This is a genomic window from Nocardioides sp. NPDC092400, assembly GCF_040684155.1.
Taxonomy (GTDB): Bacteria; Actinomycetota; Actinomycetes; order Propionibacteriales; family Nocardioidaceae; genus Nocardioides.
This window is the reverse complement of sequence record NZ_JBFBFJ010000002.1, coordinates 218,323-234,756: the sequence shown is the minus strand read 5'-3', so window position 1 is coordinate 234,756 and position 16,434 is coordinate 218,323. Positions and strand designations below refer to the sequence as shown.

Sequence of the window (16,434 nt, the reverse complement as noted above, 5' to 3'; positions counted from 1 at the left end):
GGCCCGCGACCCGCTCAGGCGACCAGGCTCAGCTCGTCGGCGGAGACGGCCGCCAGGGGGGCGGGGGTGGGCAGGCGGACCAGCCGGGCGTGCACGTGCGGCGGGAGGCCGACGCGGGTGAGGATCGCGAGCGAGCCGAGGGTGGCGACGGCGGCGTAGATGACGTTGGCCTCCACGCCGGCCAGCACGCCGTACGCACCGGCCAGCAGCGCGTCGACGACGAGCATGACCCAGCCCGAGACGGCGATGGCCGCGACGTCGTGGCTGCGCCAGGCGGTCAGGGCCGCGGGGGTGACCAGCAGCGCGACCGAGCAGCCGAGGACGACGGTCACCGGTCCGTGCCCGACCCACAGCGCGGAGAGGCCCGCGGAGACCACCACGACGGCCCACACCAGCGGGAGCCACAGCCGGTCGCGGGAGCCGCCGCGGCGCCAGGCGAGGACGAGCGCGCCCGCGGTCGCGGGGATGCTCACCGCCGCGGGGAGCGCGACCCACACGTCGCGCTCGAGGGTGCCGTACAGCGTCCACGCGACGTTGCTGATGCTGGAGCAGGCGAGCGCGGCGACGCTGACGCCCGCCGCGGAGACGGTGCGGCGCAGCTTGCGGAACTGCGGCACGGTGTAGCCGAAGGCGAGGAGGGTGGCGGCGAGTCCGATGAGGCTCGCGAGCTCGAGGGGCACTGCTGGTCCGTCCATTCCTGGCGCGCCTCGGGGCGCGCACGTACGACGCGGCCGCCTCGCGCATGGCGTGGCGACCGCGTGGGTCTGCTGTGTTTCCGGGTGGAGCTGGTGGCGGCACGCCGGCGGGTCGTCAGCCGGGCCTCTCCAACGGAAATCTTATCGTCTCGGCACGGGTGCTCCGGACGATCTGCAGTGTTCGCGACGTCCGCACACCGTGATCTCGCGCACAGGACGCGCCTAACGTCCGCTCGGCCGGGTCGTTGAGCCACCAGACCCCACCCGCCACCGCAGGAGCCGCCATGTCGAACCCCGTCCTCCGCCAGCTGCTCACCGCGCTGGCCTCCGTCGCCCTCGTGGTCGGATCCGTCGTCGGGGTCGGCGTCGCGCTGACCTCCGCGGGCACCACGAGCGCCGCCGCGGCCCCGCCCGGCTGCACCGCCGAGCAGAACACCTACGACGACGCCGAGGACCGGGTGGACCGCCTCGAGCGCGCGCTGGCCACGAGGTCGGCCAAGGTCGCGCAGGCCCGGAAGGCCTACCAGCAGGCACCGAAGGGCTCGAAGAAGCGGGCGCAGGCGAAGAAGGCGCTCGCGCAGGCGAAGGCCTCGAAGAACCGGGTCAAGGCGAACCTCGCCCGGGCGCGCAGCGACCGCGACGCCGCCCGCCGCGACCTCTCGGACTGCCGTGACCGGGCGACCTCCGCGCCGACCAGCACGGCCACCAGCACCGTGACGGCCACCGTCACGGCCAGCCCCAGCGGCAGCGCGACGGCCACGCCGACGGGCACCACCAGCCCGAGCCCGACCTGCTCGCCGAGCGCCACCACGAGCCCGCGCCCGACGTCGACGGCCACGCCGACGCCCGGCCCGGGCCTGCCGACCGGCCTGCCGACGGGCCTGCCCACCGGCCTGCCGTCCACCGACCCCTGCGCGGGCGGCCCGCTCGACCCGCTGTGCGACGTGCTCGGCCCGGTCCCGCTGCCGCTGCCGTTCTGCCCGACGGCCGGGGCCACCCGCCGCTGACGGTCCCGCTCCACGCGACAGGGGAGGTCCCCCGGCCACGAGCCGGCGGGCCTCCCCTGTCGCTGTCGGCGTCCCGGGCGCCCCGGGGCACCTCAGCCCTGCTGGCGGTCCGCCCGGTCGATGTCGCGCTCGAGCGCGGCGACGGCGTCGGGGCGGCCGTGGAAACGGCGGTAGCTGTAGACGAGCAGCGCCAGCGCGACGATGCCGGACACGACCTGCGTGATCCCCGTGGCGATGCCGCCCGGCAGCCACCACGAGTCCGCGAACGGCCACCAGGCGGGGACGTCGGGCTTCCAGATCCACAGCACGCCGGCGGCGACCAGCACGAGCGCGACGCCGGCGGAGAAGACCACGCGGACCTTGGTCTCGACCGACTCCGCGGCGCCCTTGAGCGCGCGGTACTTCACCGGGTCCAGCCGCCGCTCGGCCCACTCGTACTGCTGGCTGAGGACCGCCAGGCCGCCGAAGAGCATCAGCAGCCCGGGGCCGGGCAGGATCAGCGCGGCGACGCCCGCGACCACCAGGAACCAGCCGACGACCTCGAGGGTCACCCGGCGCGCGGCACCCTTCACGACTCGCTCTCCGTCGCGCGGGCGGTGGCGGTGTCCATGGCGTCGAGCATCCCAGAGCGCGGCAAGCCCGTCACCGGTGACCGGTGCCGCCGGTGCTCGGCCACCAGCAGCGCGAACGCCGCCACTCCCGAGACCAGCTGCCCCACGCCGGTCCAGGTCCCGCCGGGCAGCCAGGGCCAGGCCGGCCAGATCCACAGCAGGCCGGCGAGCGCCAGCACCGCCGTGCCGCCGAGGCTCACGGCCGAGCGCAGCGGGGTGCTGACCGCCTGCCGGCCCGCGACCGCCCGCACCCGCTCGACGCAGCGCCCGGCCCAGTCGTAGCGCCGGGCGAGCAGGCCGAGGCCGCAGGCGAGGAGCACCACGCCGGGCCCCGGCAGCGGCAGCAGCACCAGGCCGGCGAGGACCAGCAGCCAGCCCACCGGCTCCACGAGCACCCGCACCGGGCCGGTTCTACCCGCGGCGGGGGAACCCCGCGTGAACGCCCGGCCTCAGCCGCCCGACGTGCCGCCGTACGTCGCGACGTACGCGCGGCCCTCGTCCCCGAGCCGGCCGTGCGCCTCGGCCACGGCCGCCCAGCGCAGCGTCGTGCGCAGGAACCGCAGCGGGTTGTAGACGTCCTCCTCGCCGGAGAAGAGCCCGTCCCCGGCGTAGGTCATGATCGTCAGGTTCGACTCCTCGTGCAGCGACCCGTCCCCCGGGTCGGGCATCAGGTTGCGCACCTCGCAGACCAGCCGCGAGCGCTCGAGGTCGACCGTCGACCAGGCCAGCGGGAACCCGGTCATCACGTTGCCCGGGAAGCTCGTCATCGTCCGCACCGACCACTCGCGGATCTCCTCGCGGCCGCGGAAGGTGCCGTAGGCGTGCTCGACGTACGTCGCGTCCTCGGTGAAGAGGTCCGCGTACCCGTGCCAGTCGCCGCTCGCGGTGAACCCCTCGACCCGCGCGTGGAACGCGGCGTAGGCCTCGGTGATCTCCTCTGCGCCGAAGGTCCCGGTCCGGTCGGTGCGCTGCAGGGTCATGCTCATCCCGTCCGCTCGGCGTAGGCGGTCGCGGCGGCGTGGACGGCCGCGACGTACTCCTGCGCGTGGTTGTAGGAGAAGATCGCCGCCGACCAGCCCTCCCCGGTGGTCAGGTCGTGCCCGTCGGCGCACAGGTAGCGGACCGCCGCGAGCGCGGCGTCGTCCAGGTCGTTGGGGTCCTCGGTCCCGTCGCCGTCGCCGTCGGCGGACCAGCGCCGCCAGGTCGAGGGGATGAACTGCAGCGGCCCGACCGCGTGGTCCCAGTCGGGGTCGCCGTGCCAGCGGCTGGAGGAGGGGGTGGCCGGGATCGCGGCCACCTTGCCGCGACCGTCGAGCGCGGGACCGAGGACCGGGCTGGAGGAGTGCCCGTCCTCCCCGAGGGCACGGCCGCCGATGGTGCCGTGCTGGGACTCCACCCAGCCGATGCCGGCCAGCGTCGTCCAGCCGACCGAGCACCCGTCGGGCGCCACCAGCGTGGCCCGGCCGTACGCCGCGACGGCGGGCGCGGGGATCCCGGAGCGGTCCGCCGTGGTCGCCGCCCACGTGGGGTCCACAGCCGGCACGCCGGACCCGGCCCGGACGCCTCCGCGGCTCCCGGTGGCCGCCCGGCCGGAGGCCTCCTCGGGCGCCGCGACCTCGGGGACAGCCGCCACCAGCGGCTCGGCCGTCGCGTCCGCGCTGCGCGTCCGGGCCGGGTCGAGCACCCGCTGCTGGGCCCAGAACGCGGTGCCGGAGAGCACCGCGAGGGCGAGCAGGAACCCGAGGACCGCGGGGAGCGCGCGGACGCGTCCGGTCATCCGAACCGGCCGTTGACGTAGTCGCTGGTGCGCTGGTCGCGCGGGGCCGAGAACATCGCGCCGGTGTCGCCGTGCTCCACGATCACGCCGGGCGTGCCGTGGGAGGCCAGGAAGAAGGCGCACTGCGTGGAGACGCGTGCGGCCTGCTGCATGTTGTGCGTGACGATGACGATGGTGACCTCCCGGGCGAGCTCCAGCATGGTCTCCTCGATCACGCGTGTCGAGGTGGGGTCCAGCGCCGAGCAGGGCTCGTCCATGAGCAGCACCCGCGGCTTGACCGCGAGCGAGCGGGCGATGCACAGCCGCTGCTGCTGGCCGCCGGACAGGCCGCCGCCGGGCGCGTCGAGGCGGTCGCGCACCTCGGTCCACAGGCCCGCCTTGGTCAGGCAGGACTCCACCAGCTCCTCCTTGGCCGACCGCGAGGCGCGGGTGCCGGTGAGGCGCAGGCCGGCCAGGACGTTCTCCCGGGTCGACATCGCCGGGAACGGGTTGGGCTTCTGGAAGACCATGCCGATCGCGCGGCGGGCGTCGATGAGGCGCCGGTCGGGGTCGTAGACGTCCTCGCCGTCGAGCAGCACCTCGCCCGCGAGCCGGGCCGAGGGCACCAGCTCGTGCATCCGGTTCAGGATGCGCAGGAAGGTCGACTTGCCGCAGCCGGACGGGCCGATGAGCGCGGTGATGCCGCCCGCCGGCATCGTGAGCGAGACCCGGTCGAGCACCTTGCGCTCGCCGAACCACGCGGTGATCTCGTGGGCCCGCAGCTCGGCCAGCGGCGCGAGCGGCGCGAGCGGCGCCACGGGGGCGGGCGGGCCGGCCGGGACGGCGGGCAGGACGGTGGTCTCGTCGGTGGTGCTCATGGTTCGGTTCCTCGCTGGTCGACCGCGCGGACCGGGCGGCCGTCGTACGACGACCGCCCGGTGCCGGTGGTGCGGGCTACTTCTGGGTGATGGTGAAGGACTTCGTGGCGCCGACGGCGACGCCGTTGCCGCCCCAGACCGCCTTCAGGGAGTGCTTGCCCTTGGCCAGCTTCGGCAGCTTGACCGTGGCCTTGCCGCCCTTGAGGGCGACCGACTTGAGGGTCTTGGAGCCCTCCATGACCTTCACCGTGCCGGTGGCCTGGCCGCTCGCGCCGGTGAGCGCGACGGTGACGGTGCCGGCGGCCTTCTTGCCCTTGGCGACCTTCGCGGGGAAGGTCTCGGAGACGGCGGAGCCGGCCTTGACGACCACCGAGGCGGTCGCGGTCGAGCCCTCGAAGGCCGAGCCCTGCGCCGGGACGAACTCGGCGGCGAAGGAGCGGCTGCCGAGGTCCAGGCCGGTGGCGGTGTACGTCGCGCGGCCGGAGACCAGCGGGACGCCGGTGGCCAGCGTGGTGCCGCCGGAGGTGAAGGTGACCGTGCCCTGCGGAGCGGTGCTGCCGGTGACCTGGGCGACCAGGGTCGCCGACTTCGCGCGGGTGCTGGAGCCGCTCAGCGCGAGCGTGGTCCGGACCGACTCGTTGAGCGTGAAGTTGCTGGTCGCGCTCTGGGTGGCCTGGCCGCAGACGCCGCCCTGGGCCGGGGTGGCGAGCTGCTTGAAGCCGGCGCGCTCGATGAGGGCGCGGGCGTCGGAGGAGCAGAGGTAGCCCTTCTCGCCGAAGACCGACTGGACGGCGGCCGTGGCGAGGTCGGCGCCGCGGACGACGTTGTAGAGCGCGCGGTCGGCGCGGAAGCCGGTCTCGAGGCGCAGCGTCTTGCCGAGCAGGCCGGCGCGGCCCTCGGAGAACGGCGCGACGGCGTTCGGGTCGCCCTTGATCGCGGTGTCGTCGTGCTCCTGGACCTCGGCGACCGACTTGGCGAGCGTCACCGCGACGCCGCCGTTGGCGGCCTGCAGCTGGGCGGTGAAGAAGCTGCGGGTGCCCGAGCCGGCCTGGGGGATCAGCGGCTTGATGACGCCGTCCTTGCCGCCGACCTGCGACCAGTTGGTGACCGTGCCGTCGTAGATGTCGACGATCTGGTCCTTGGTGAGCGCGGCGGGCGCGTTGGAGGCGGTCGAGCCGGAGACGGCCATGACCAGGGTGTCGAGCGCGAACGGGAAGTTCTGCAGGCCGGCCTGGACCTCGGCGGTCGAGGGGCCGGAGGAGGAGCGGGCGAAATCCACACCCGCGTTGTTGCCGGCGCCGTAGAGCAGGGCCTTTCCCGCGCCGGAGCCGTTGGGCCGCTTGAGGGCGCCGGTGTGCAGGGTGACGTCGCCGCCGCCGGTGGCGGCGTAGGTGGCGAGCTTCGCGGCCGGCGAGGTGGCGTTCCAGCCGTCGGCGAGCAGCTTGAGGGCGTGCTGGCTGGTGTCGGACCCGACGCCGACCAGGTCCGCGGCGACCGGGGCGAACGTCGTGTCGTCGGGGTCGACGGCGGCGGTCGCCGGGGCGGCCGTGAGCGCGAGCACGGAGCCGGTCACGGCCGCGGCCGCGAGACCGGCGAGGGACTTGCGTACAGACATCTCGACATCGCTTTCTTGGAGGTGGGTGGTGCGTGGTGGTGGTGGTGCGCGGTGGTGGTGCGGGTTGGTTCAGAGGACGTTCGGCAGGAGCCGGACGGCCACGTCGGTGGTCGCCCAGGACAGGGCGAGGGCGAGCGGGGTCGCGACGACCCAGACGAGGACGGTCGACCAGCGCTGGCGCGCGGCGACCACGGCGAGGACGAGCGCCACGAGAAGCGCCAGGTGCAGGGCCAGGAGCGGTACGGCGCCGTCGTCGGCCGCCATCGCCTTCTCCGACTCCGGCACGGCGGCGGGCCGGCCCGGGGGCGCCGGGAAGCCCTCGCGGGCCTCGGCGTCGACGTAGACCGCCGAGCCCGGGGAGACCGCGGCGAACCGGCCCTCGCCCTCGGCGGTGACGAGGGTCAGCCGGGCGGCGCCCTCCTTCGCCGGCGCGGGCAACGGGTCGCCGCCGCGGCGGACGCCGAGGACGGAGAAGGTGACCGCGCCCTGCGCACCGGTCACCTCGACCGCGTCGCCGACCCGGAGGTCGGGGAGGTCGCCGAACGGGCCGCCGTACGTCGCGGCCCGGCCGTAGACGACCGACGTGCCGACCTGCCCGGGCAGCACGGTGTCGCGCCGGTGGCCGGGCCCGTCGAGGGTGTCGCCGGAGGCGGTGCCCTCGACGACGACCTCCTCGACCCCGAGGCTCGGGATGCGCAGCAGCGCGACCGGGTCGCCGACCGGGACGACGGGCCCGACCGGGGCGGTGGCGGAGGCGATCTGGGTGCGGAGGTCGCGGTAGAGCAGCTCCTGGGCGCGCTCGTGGGACAGCGAGCCGAGGAAGAGCAGCTGCGCCGCCGTCCAGAGGCAGACCAGCGCGAGCATGGTCAGCGCCGAGGAGGCGACCGCCGTGCGCTCGTCCGGCTTCGTGGCGGGCCGCGCGGGCCGGGCCGGGCCGCGCAGGCCCCGCAGGACGCCGGCCAGGCGGGCCGGGACCAGCGGACGGGCGCGGCCGGCGGACGGCGACCCGGCGTCGGTGCCGGGTGCCGCGCCCGCCTCGGGGGCGGGGCGGTCGTCGAGGGCGGTCACCGCGGCACCCGCACGAAGAAGCGCAGGCCGCTGGCGCCGAGCACCGAGACCAGCCCGACGAGCACCAGGGCCGGCAGGAGGCCGCCGCCGAGGCGGGAGCCGACCGGCTCGGTGGCCGGCATCACCGGCGCCGCGGTGGCCGGCGGGGCCGGCTCGTCCGCGCCGGGCGCCTCGTCGGCGCCGGGGACCTCGTCGGTGGGCACGTCGCCCACCGGGACGTCGCCGCCGGGGAGCCCGGTGCCGCCGCCGGAGGTGTCGCCTCCGCCGCTGCCACCGCCGGAGGTGTCCCCGCCACCGGCCGGCTCGCGCTGCGCCGCGACCGCGTCCGCGACGCGCTGTGCGGAGCGGAACAGCTTCGCGGTCACGCCGGTGCGCCGGATCGGCAGGTAGCCCTCGGGGAGCTCGCCGTTGCCGCTGCCGGGGCGCTGGCCCTCGGTGGTCGAGACCCGGATGAACTGGGCGACCTTCGTCGCGTCGGCCTTCGGCAGGTTGCGCAGGCGCGCGGCGGTGTAGACGACCATCGTGCCCGGGTAGGCCGCGCCGTCCTTGCGCACGTCGGCCTGGTCGAGGACGAACGGCTGCATCGGCTCGGCCTGCTCGGCCAGCCGCACGCCCGCGCCCAGCGAGGCGTCGGTCGGCGCGACGTACCGGCCCGGCTTCGTCTCCAGCGCCGCCGAGCGGAGGCCGTAGCGCGCCGCGTCGCCGAGGCTGGTGATGCCGAGCATGAACCGCGACCCGAAGGACTGGCGGTCGACCCGGCCGAGCTTGTACTGCTGGGCGGACTGGTCGAGCTCGCAACGGGTCTGCACGTTCGGCCAGGCGTCGAGCAGCGCCTCGGAGATCTTGCGCAGGGTGGTCACCGGAGCCGCGAGCTGGGTGAAGTAGACCGCGGGGTTCTCCTGGCGGCAGGTGTTCTCGGTCTCGGGGACGTAGGTGTCGAGCAGCGGCCACTCCGAGCGGGGCACCTCGATGCCCTCGTACTCGGGGTTCACCTTCATGCCCCACTTGTCGGGCTTGCCGGAGAGGAACGCCCGGGCGTCGGGGTCCTCGGCGAGGTACGCCGTGACCTGCTCGACCACGTCGGAGGAGTTCGACAGCGACAGCAGCGCCGCGCCGGCCTCCTGGGTGGTGGTGCTCAGCCCGGGGTTGAGCTGCTGGAACTCCGGGTCGTTCATGATCGCCAGCGGGTTGCCGCCGATGCCGGGGTGGCCACGGCCGAGGTCGGAGCCGAGGTAGCTCTGGGTCATCAGCTTGGCGACCAGCCGGGCGTTGAGCCGCAGCCGGGAGTACTCCCCGCCGTTGTCGGGCTCGTCGACGACGTAGGCGATCGAGAAGCCGGTCACCGCCGTCGGCGCGTAGCCGACCGGGTCGGTCCCGCGCCGCTGGTGCTCAGAGGAGACCGCCGCGGCCGCGCCGCCGCCGCTCTCCATGAGGTTCCAGCCGGCCTCGTCGGACATCTGGTTGAGCTGGTACTTGAACCGGTCCTTGGCCAGGCAGTACGCCGGGGACCACTGGGTCGCGGCCTGGGCGAGCAGCTCGGAGCCGTAGAAGCCCGTCGGAGGGCGCGGGTCGCGGATGTCGCAGGTGTCCGGCGGCAGGCCGAAGGTGATCGGGATCGCGAACCGGTTGCGCCAGTTCGACTCCGCCCACCACAGCGCCGGGCCGACGGCCTGGTCGATGCCCTCGTTGCTGTAGTTGCTCGAGCCCGGCGCGAACCGGCCGCCCTTGCGGCACGCCTGGTCGCCGGCGGTCGCCGGCTCCGACGGCGCGTCGCAGCTGAGGCCCACGATCGGGATGACGACGACCGAGCAGGCGACCTCGTGGTTGCAGCCGAGCGACTCGTTCTCGGTGTCGCTGCGGACCTCCAGCTGCACGCTGCCGGTGCCGTCGGGCTCGGTGAAGGCCGCGATCTCCGCGGGCGGGAAGGCCGCGCCCACGGCCGCCTCGGGCGGCATGTGCTCGGCGTCGCAGGCCAGGTAGGTGCGGCCGCCGCGGGCCACGAACGGCGTCAGCCGGGTGGCGTAGGGGTCGATGTCGGCGGTGGGGCACTCCTCGGCGCCGGGGAACGGCGCGACGCCGGAGACCCGCGCCTTGTCGGCCGCGTCGGCGTACAGGTCGTGGCGCCAGGTCGCCTCGCCCTCCGAGCGCGTGACCTGCGAGCGCTGGGCGACCGAGGCCGTCCAGCAGGTCTCCGGCCGCAGCCGCTTGCCGGCCGCCACGGACGGGTCGTCGACGCCGCGGCACTGCAGCACGACGACCGGGTACTCCTGGGCCAGACCGTTCTCGCCGTACGGGTTGCTCGCCCGGCCGCCGCTGGGCTGGGCGCCCTTCCAGCTGATCCGGATCCGCTGCCGGCCGCGCAGGTTCCTGGTCTTGTCGGCGGTGACGGTCACCCGGTGGGTCGGGAAGGAGTACGACGTCCCGTCGGCGTTGGCGAAGACGCGCGTCAGCTCCTTGGTGGCGCGGTAGCCGTCCTTCGCCTTCCCGGCGGCCGAGGCGGCCGAGGCGGCGGAAGCGGCCGGCGCGGCCTGCGCGGGGGCGCCGAGGCGGCCGGGGACGGCGAGGCCGAGCGCCACGAGGGCCAGCGCGACGAGGACCAGGCCCGCCCGGCGCGTCACCGGACGCTCCGGCGGCGCTTGAGCGAGGCGACGTACAGGCCCGGGAGCAGCACGAGCGCGACCAGCTCGACGGCGGCCAGCCACCCGAACGCGCGGGTGTCGGCGGCGCGGTCGGCGGCGAGCTCGGTGGGGTTGGCGTAGATCGCCTCGCCCCCGGTCGCGACGACGTCCCCGCCCCCGACGACGGCACCGGTCTCGGGGTCGATGACCGGGGCGGCGTCACCGCCGGGCACGCCGGCGGCCCCGCCGCCCGCTGCCCCGCCGCCGCCCGTCCCGCCACCGGCCGCGGTCCCGGTGCCGCCGCCCTGGCCGCCGGCGGCGCCGGTGCCCTCGTCCGTCGACGGCGTGCCCGTGCCGGTCGCGGTGCCGCAAGGTCCCGCACCGACCTTGTCGCACGCCGCGGGCTGCGGGGCGATCTGGGCCAGCTTGTTGCCCGAGAGGTTCTTGCCGTCGAACGTCGGGTTGTTGCACGAGGTGACGTCGCGGTCGGTCAGGTCGACCGCGCTGTCGGCCTGCTTGAGCTGCGCGATCTGCTGGAAGCCGGCCTGCACGAGGTTGAGCGGCAGCGGCGAGTAGCCGTACGGCCCGGCCTTGGCCTGGCCCGCGCACAGCGAGTAGTAGAGGAAGTCCGCGAGCGTCTGGCGCTTGGCCGTCGACATCCGCGGGTCGCTCTTCCCGGTCGGGATGATCATGTAGCTGTACGACGACAGCGGGTAGGCCCGCGGGTCGGTCGCGGTGTAGACCCCGTCGAGGACCTGGGTGAGGTAGAGCGCGGAGCCCTTGTCCTGGTTGATCTTGGCCTTGGTCAGCGCGACCGCGACGTTGTACTGCGTCGGCTCGACGAAGTAGCCGCCCTTATTGAGGACCTTGACGACCGGATAGTCCTTGTTGACCGGGTAGGAGTACTCGACGTAGCCGATCGTCCCGTTGCCGGCGAAGCCCGCGATCGTGTTCATCACCTGGTCCGAGCCGGCCTGGCCGACCGCGCGGCCCTTGCGGGGGTAGTACGACGTCAGGCCGGAGCGGCCGAAGAACGGCCGCCAGATCGACGGGTACTCGTGGTCCATCCACGTGGTGAACTGCGCCGTCGTGCCCGAGCCGTCGGAGCGGACGACCGGCGTGATCGGGAGCGAGGGGAACGCGCGGCCGTTGTTGTCCTTCGCGATCGCCGGGTCGTTCCAGTTGGTGATCTGGTTGGTGAAGATCTTGGCGAGCGTCTCCCCGGAGAGCCGGAGGTTGCGGACCAGCTCGTTGCCCACCTTGAGCTGGTAGGTGAACGCCGTGCCGCCGGCCACGATCGGCAGGTAGGCGAACTCGCGGCCGCCGCTGGTGTCGGCGTTGCCGGCCTCGTCGACGCCCTGGTAGGGGATCTCGGAGATCGCGAAGTCGGTGCTGTCCTGGGAGAAGTCCTTGCGGCCCTTGGAGGAGCCGCCGCCGGTGTAGACGACCTTCATGCCGTTGGCGTCGACGTCGGAGATCCACTGCTGGACGATCAGCTCCGACCAGGTCGACCCGGTGCCCTCGATCTGGGCGTACGCCGCGGCGTGGGCGGCGCCCGGCAGCGTCGCGACGCAGCCGAGGGCGATCAGGAAGGCGATCCAGCTGCGGGTGCAGCGACGGACCGCTCGGGACGCGGTTCTCAACGGTTCTCCTGCGAGATGGAGGGCGCCTGGCGCAGGCGCGTGACGAGACGGGAGCGGAGGGGTGGCCGCGTGCCGCGGGGCCGGGCCAGCAGGCGGGCGACCACGAAGAGCAGCAGGACGAGGCCGAGCAGCACCGCGGCGGCGCCGTACGCCCGGGTGATGGCGGTCGGCTCGCCGGAGCGGACGAGGGAGAAGATGTAGAGCGGCAGCGAGTTCATCGCTCCCTCGGTGGGGTCGGCGACCATGAACGCCGCCGCGCCGGAGGTGAGCAGGACCGGGCTGGTCTCGCCGATGCCGCGGGCGACGCCGAGGATGACCGCCGTCGCCAGGCCGGGGCGCGCCGTCGGCAGCACGACGCACCACACGGTGCGCCAGCGGCTGGCGCCGAGCGCGAGGCTGGCCTCGCGCAGGCCGGAGGGCACGACGCGCAGGACGACGTCGGCGGCCCGGGCGATGATCGGGAGCATCATCACCGCGATCGCCATCGCGGCCGCGAGGCCCGAGCGCGGGTAGCCCAGCGCGCGGATCAGCACGGTGTAGACGAACAGCCCGGCGACGATCGAGGGCAGGGCGGTCATCGCCTCCACGACCGTGCGGACCAGCGTCGCGAACCGGCCGCCGACCTCGGTCATGAAGACCGCGGTGCCGATGCCGAGCGGCAGCGTGACCACCAGCGCGATCCCGAGCTCGATGAGCGAGCCGACCACCGCGTGCGCGACGCCACCGCGGTCGAAGGAGTCCTTCGGGCCCACGCCGGACATGTCGTCGAGGAAGAAGTTGAGGTGGGTCAGCGGGCGCCAGCCCTGGGAGAACACGTCGTAGACGGTGGTCACCAGGACGCCGGCGACGACCACGGCGCCACCGGTGACGACCGCCTCGGCGAGCCGGTCGCGCACCTCGGTCGAACCGCCCGACATCGCCGCGGTCGTGGCGGTCAGGACCAGGCCGAGGCCGAACCACACGATGACGAACCAGGCCGGGCCGGCGAGCGGCAGCAGCCGCTGGGTCACCAGCCAGGACAGGCCCAGCGCCGCGGCCCACGGACCGAGCCGGGAGAAGCGCTCGTCGGGGCTCAGCCGGCCCAGGCTCGCGCGCGGGACGGCGGGCGCCGCGTCCTCGTCGTACGTCGGCAGGTGGGTGGTCGGGGGCGCCGCCGCGTGCGCGCCGGGGTGGAGGCCGGGGGCCTCGGGCGGGAGCGTCGCGGTCATGCGTCGGTCCCCGCTCCGGACCGGCTGCGTCCGACCACGACCGCGGCGAGGGTGTTGACCACCAGGGTGATCAGGAAGAGCACGAAACCGGCGGCCAGCAGCGCGGACAGCTGGGCGTCGCTGGCCTCGCCGAAGCGGCCGGCGATCAGCGCGCTGACCGTGCTGGTGCCGATCTCGAGGACGTTCCACTTCATCTCGAAGGCCGGGGAGACGATGAGGAAGACCGCGATCGTCTCGCCGAGCGCGCGGCCGAGGCCGAGCATCGTGCCGCCGATGATGCCGCCGCGGCCGAAGGGCAGCACGACGGTGCGGATCATCCCCCAGCGGGTGGAGCCGAGCGCGAGCGCGGCCTCCTTCTCACCGGGCGGGGTCTGGGAGAAGACCTGGCGCATGACCGCGCACGACATCGGCATCACCATCGCGGCGACGGCGATGCCGGCGCAGAACGCGCTGGCGGTGTAGCGGCTCGCGTCCCAGACCGCGGCGTCGGGGTCGGACCCGCGGACGTCGAAGAACGGGATCCAGTCGAGGTTGCGGTGCAGCCACAGCGCCAGCTCGGCCGCGTGCGGCATCACCAGCGAGAAGCCCCACAGCCCGTAGACGATCGAGGGGATCGCGGCCATCAGGTCGACGAGCGAGACCAGCGTCGAGCGCAGCCGCGCCGGGGCGTACTCGCTGATGTAGAGCGCGGTGAGCAGCGCCAGCGGGAACGCGAAGGCCATGGCGACCAGCGCCACGGACGCGGTGCCGGCGAGGACCGCGGCGATGCCGACGACGTCGGCCTCGGGCTGCCACTGGCTCTCGGTGAAGAACGACCAGCCGTACCGGTCCAGGGTCGGGTAGGCCTGCCAGGCGAGGAAGAGGCCGACGCCCCCGGTCACCACGAGCACGGACGCGCCCACGGCACGGCTCGCGTGCGCGAAGACCGCGTCCGCGCCGGTGGGGCGTCGGGAGATCCGGCGGGGACGCACGTCGTCGTCGGTGCCGGGCAGCGGGAGGGTGGTCACGGTGGTCCTGATCTGGTCGGGCGCGCGGACGAGGTGTCCGCGCGCCCTGAATGCTCAGGACCCTCCGGGAACGGATGCGCCGCCTCCGGTGAACGGCCGGGGAACTCGTCCCCGGCCTTTCCCGAACAGGTCAGGCGCCGCCGTTTCCGCTGGTCACAACGGACTACGCAGGTCGTCCTCGGCATGGCCCGAACGGGCCAGGGGTGCCTCGGCGCCGTCCTGCGGACCGGTCTGGACAGGCTGCTCCCGGTCCGCCCGGCGGGAGGCGAGCAGGCTCGTGGTGACCGTCACCGCGAGCACGCCGACGATGACGCCGAGCGAGGCGAGCGTGGGGATCTCGGGGACCGACGGCCACACCAGGTGGGCCCAGTGCAGGACGAGCTTGACGCCGATGAAGCCGAGGATCGCCGCCAGCCCGTAGGAGAGGTGGGCCAGCTTCGCCAGCGCGCCCTCGAGGACGAAGTAGAGCGCCCGCAGGCCCAGCAGCGCGAAGGCGTTGGTCGCGAAGACCAGGTAGGGGTCGCCGGTGATGCCGTAGACCGCGGGGACCGAGTCGATCGCGAAGACCACGTCGGTGGCGAAGACCGCGATCACGACCAGCGCGAGCGGCGTGAGGGCGCGGCGGGTGGTCCGGCCCACGGCGGTGCGGGTGAGCATCCGCGGGCCGTCGTACTCCTCGGTGACGGGGACGACCCGGCGCACCAGGCGCACGACGCGCATGTCGTCCACGTCGGTGGTGTGCTCCTGGCCGCGGACGGCGTCGCGCAGCAGCTTCAGGCCGGTGAGCAGCAGCACCGCGCCGAAGACCAGGAAGACCCAGTCGAACGCCGCGAGCGCGGCGGCGCCGAGGGCGATGAAGATGCCGCGGAGGACGAGCGCGCCGACGATGCCGTACAGCAGGACGCGTTGCTGGAGCTCGCGCGGGACGGCGAAGGCCGCCAGGAGCAGCATGAAGACGAACAGGTTGTCGACGCTCAGCGTCTTCTCGACCAGGTAGCCGGTGTAGTACTCCACGCCGGTCGTGCTGCCGTGCTGCGCCCAGATCCAGGTGCCGAAGGCGAGCGGCAGGGCGACGTAGAACGCCGACCAGCCCAGTGCCTCCTTCATCGAGACCTCGTGGGGACGACGGGTCAGCAGGAAGTCGACGAGCAGGAGGACCAGGACGGCACCGATGGTGACCGTCCACAGCAGGGGTGTGCCGATGGTGGGCATGCAGGACTCCTCGAACGGGTGTCGTTCGAGGTCTCCCCCACCCGGCGGTCCGGACGGGGCCGGGCCGGGCGGCCACCGGGACGCCGCAGGGGACGTCGTACTGACCGGTGGCACTGAGCGGGGTACTCCCCTCGGGGTGAAGCGTAGAGGGCAGCGCCAAGGCCGAGCGTCGGGACGGTCGCGGCGGGCGGCGTCGCGTCCGCGATGATCCCCCGGTGACGACGTCGACGGTCCTGCTCGCCGTCGCGGTCGCCGTCGAGGCCGTGGGGCTCGGGGTGCTCCTCGGGCTGTGGCTGGGCGGCCGGCGGCGGGTACGGCGCCTGCGCGCGGAGGTCGCGGCGCTGCGGGACGGCCGCAAGCCGCCGCGGCGGCTCGTGCCCCGGCCCGACGAGGTCGTCAGGGCGGTCTGGGAGACCGCGACGCTCGTGCGCGACAAGGGGCTCGGCGGCGCCCTGCGCAGCTCGGTGGAGGACCTTGCCGGCTGGGCGCAGGTCGAGCGGCCCGACCTCGTGCGCCTCGCCGGCGTCGACGACACGGTCGCGATCCTCTTCTCCGACATCGAGGGCTCCACCGCCCTCAACGAGGAGCTCGGCGACCGGGCGTTCGTCAAGCTGCTCGCCCGCCACGACCAGCTCGTCCGCAGCCGGGTCGAGCGGCACGCCGGGCACGTGGTCAAGACCCAGGGCGACGGGTTCATGGTCGCCTTCTCCACTGCCGAGCAGGCCGTGCGCTGCGCCACCTCGGTCCAGCGCGCCCTCGACCGCGGCCGGCGCGGGGGACGCGTGCCGGTCGCCGTCCGCATCGGTATCCACCAGGGCGACGTCGTCCACCGCGACAACGACATCTTCGGCCGCAACGTCGCCCACGCCGCCCGCGTCGCGGCCCTCGCCGAGGGCGGCGAGGTGCTGGTCAGCGAGCCGGTCGCGGCCGCCCTCGCCGACGCCGAGGACCTCGTCCTCACCGAGCCGCGCTCCGTCCGGCTCAAGGGGCTCTCCGGCGACCACCTGGTCTCGGCCGTCGAGTGGTCGGTGGACTGAGCCGTCCCTCGCCGGGTGGGCGTCCTCGGGCCGTCGCAACCGTTCAATTGTCGGCTGGTGACGGTGCGCAAGCGCTTGC

At 74.5% G+C, this 16,434-nt stretch carries 15 protein-coding genes; 2 read left to right on the top strand and 13 right to left on the bottom strand.

Annotated elements, in window-relative coordinates; translation table 11 throughout:
- Positions 1-14: 14 nt before the first annotated feature.
- The gene (locus tag AB0N29_RS08675) at positions 15-695 is read right to left on the bottom strand and encodes a SemiSWEET family transporter (RefSeq protein ID WP_302269062.1); all 681 of its coding nucleotides are present in this window, start codon (positions 693-695) and stop codon (positions 15-17) included.
- A 284-nt stretch (positions 696-979) separates the two neighbouring features.
- Here AB0N29_RS08675 and AB0N29_RS08670 point away from each other — a divergent pair, with 284 nt between their 5' ends.
- On the top strand, positions 980-1,702 hold the full coding sequence (locus tag AB0N29_RS08670; RefSeq protein ID WP_364865843.1) for a hypothetical protein: 723 nt from the start codon (positions 980-982) through the stop codon (positions 1,700-1,702).
- A gap of 92 nt (positions 1,703-1,794) precedes the next feature.
- Here the strand turns inward: AB0N29_RS08670 and AB0N29_RS08665 are convergent, their stop codons facing one another.
- The 12 genes from AB0N29_RS08665 to AB0N29_RS08610 all read right to left on the bottom strand — a co-directional run bounded on the left by AB0N29_RS08665 (position 1,795) and on the right by AB0N29_RS08610 (position 15,318).
- Positions 1,795-2,274, bottom strand: a complete 480-nt coding sequence (locus AB0N29_RS08665; protein ID WP_302269059.1) for a PGPGW domain-containing protein — start codon at positions 2,272-2,274, stop codon at positions 1,795-1,797.
- Positions 2,271-2,714 (bottom strand): PGPGW domain-containing protein, encoded by a 444-nt coding sequence (locus AB0N29_RS08660; RefSeq protein ID WP_302269057.1) that lies wholly within the window; start codon positions 2,712-2,714, stop codon positions 2,271-2,273. Before AB0N29_RS08660 ends, AB0N29_RS08665 begins: the two co-directional genes overlap by 4 nt.
- A gap of 48 nt (positions 2,715-2,762) precedes the next feature.
- A complete protein-coding gene (locus AB0N29_RS08655) occupies positions 2,763-3,293 on the bottom strand; it encodes a nuclear transport factor 2 family protein (RefSeq protein WP_302269056.1) in 531 nt (176 codons plus the stop codon).
- Positions 3,294-3,295: 2 nt separating this feature from the next.
- Positions 3,296-4,090, bottom strand: coding sequence for a lytic murein transglycosylase (locus AB0N29_RS08650; protein WP_364865839.1), 795 nt, complete (start codon positions 4,088-4,090; stop codon positions 3,296-3,298).
- Complete coding sequence (locus tag AB0N29_RS08645) at positions 4,087-4,947, bottom strand: phosphate ABC transporter ATP-binding protein (protein WP_364865837.1); 861 nt, start codon at positions 4,945-4,947, stop codon at positions 4,087-4,089. Before AB0N29_RS08645 ends, AB0N29_RS08650 begins: the two co-directional genes overlap by 4 nt.
- A 76-nt stretch (positions 4,948-5,023) precedes the next feature.
- Positions 5,024-6,562, bottom strand: coding sequence for an Ig-like domain repeat protein (locus tag AB0N29_RS08640; protein ID WP_364865835.1), 1,539 nt, complete (start codon positions 6,560-6,562; stop codon positions 5,024-5,026).
- A gap of 69 nt (positions 6,563-6,631) precedes the next feature.
- Positions 6,632-7,630: a class E sortase gene (locus AB0N29_RS08635; protein WP_364865833.1), complete on the bottom strand. Its 999-nt coding sequence runs from the start codon at positions 7,628-7,630 to the stop codon at positions 6,632-6,634.
- Complete coding sequence (locus AB0N29_RS08630; protein ID WP_364865831.1) at positions 7,627-10,248, bottom strand: hypothetical protein; 2,622 nt, start codon at positions 10,246-10,248, stop codon at positions 7,627-7,629. Before AB0N29_RS08630 ends, AB0N29_RS08635 begins: the two co-directional genes overlap by 4 nt.
- Entirely contained in the window at positions 10,245-11,891 is a 1,647-nt protein-coding gene (locus tag AB0N29_RS08625) for a phosphate ABC transporter substrate-binding protein PstS (protein ID WP_302269049.1), read from the bottom strand. Before AB0N29_RS08625 ends, AB0N29_RS08630 begins: the two co-directional genes overlap by 4 nt.
- The gene (gene pstA / locus AB0N29_RS08620) at positions 11,888-13,099 is read right to left on the bottom strand and encodes a phosphate ABC transporter permease PstA (protein ID WP_302269048.1); all 1,212 of its coding nucleotides are present in this window, start codon (positions 13,097-13,099) and stop codon (positions 11,888-11,890) included. The genes AB0N29_RS08625 and pstA overlap by 4 nt, the downstream gene beginning before the upstream one ends.
- Positions 13,096-14,106, bottom strand: a complete 1,011-nt coding sequence (pstC, locus tag AB0N29_RS08615) for a phosphate ABC transporter permease subunit PstC (protein WP_364865828.1) — start codon at positions 14,104-14,106, stop codon at positions 13,096-13,098. Before pstC ends, pstA begins: the two co-directional genes overlap by 4 nt.
- 153 nt (positions 14,107-14,259) lie before the next feature.
- Positions 14,260-15,318, bottom strand: coding sequence for a TerC/Alx family metal homeostasis membrane protein (locus AB0N29_RS08610; RefSeq protein WP_364865826.1), 1,059 nt, complete (start codon positions 15,316-15,318; stop codon positions 14,260-14,262).
- A 215-nt stretch (positions 15,319-15,533) separates the two neighbouring features.
- Here AB0N29_RS08610 and AB0N29_RS08605 point away from each other — a divergent pair, with 215 nt between their 5' ends.
- The gene (locus AB0N29_RS08605; protein WP_364865824.1) at positions 15,534-16,355 is read left to right on the top strand and encodes an adenylate/guanylate cyclase domain-containing protein; all 822 of its coding nucleotides are present in this window, start codon (positions 15,534-15,536) and stop codon (positions 16,353-16,355) included.
- Positions 16,356-16,434 lie beyond the last annotated feature (79 nt).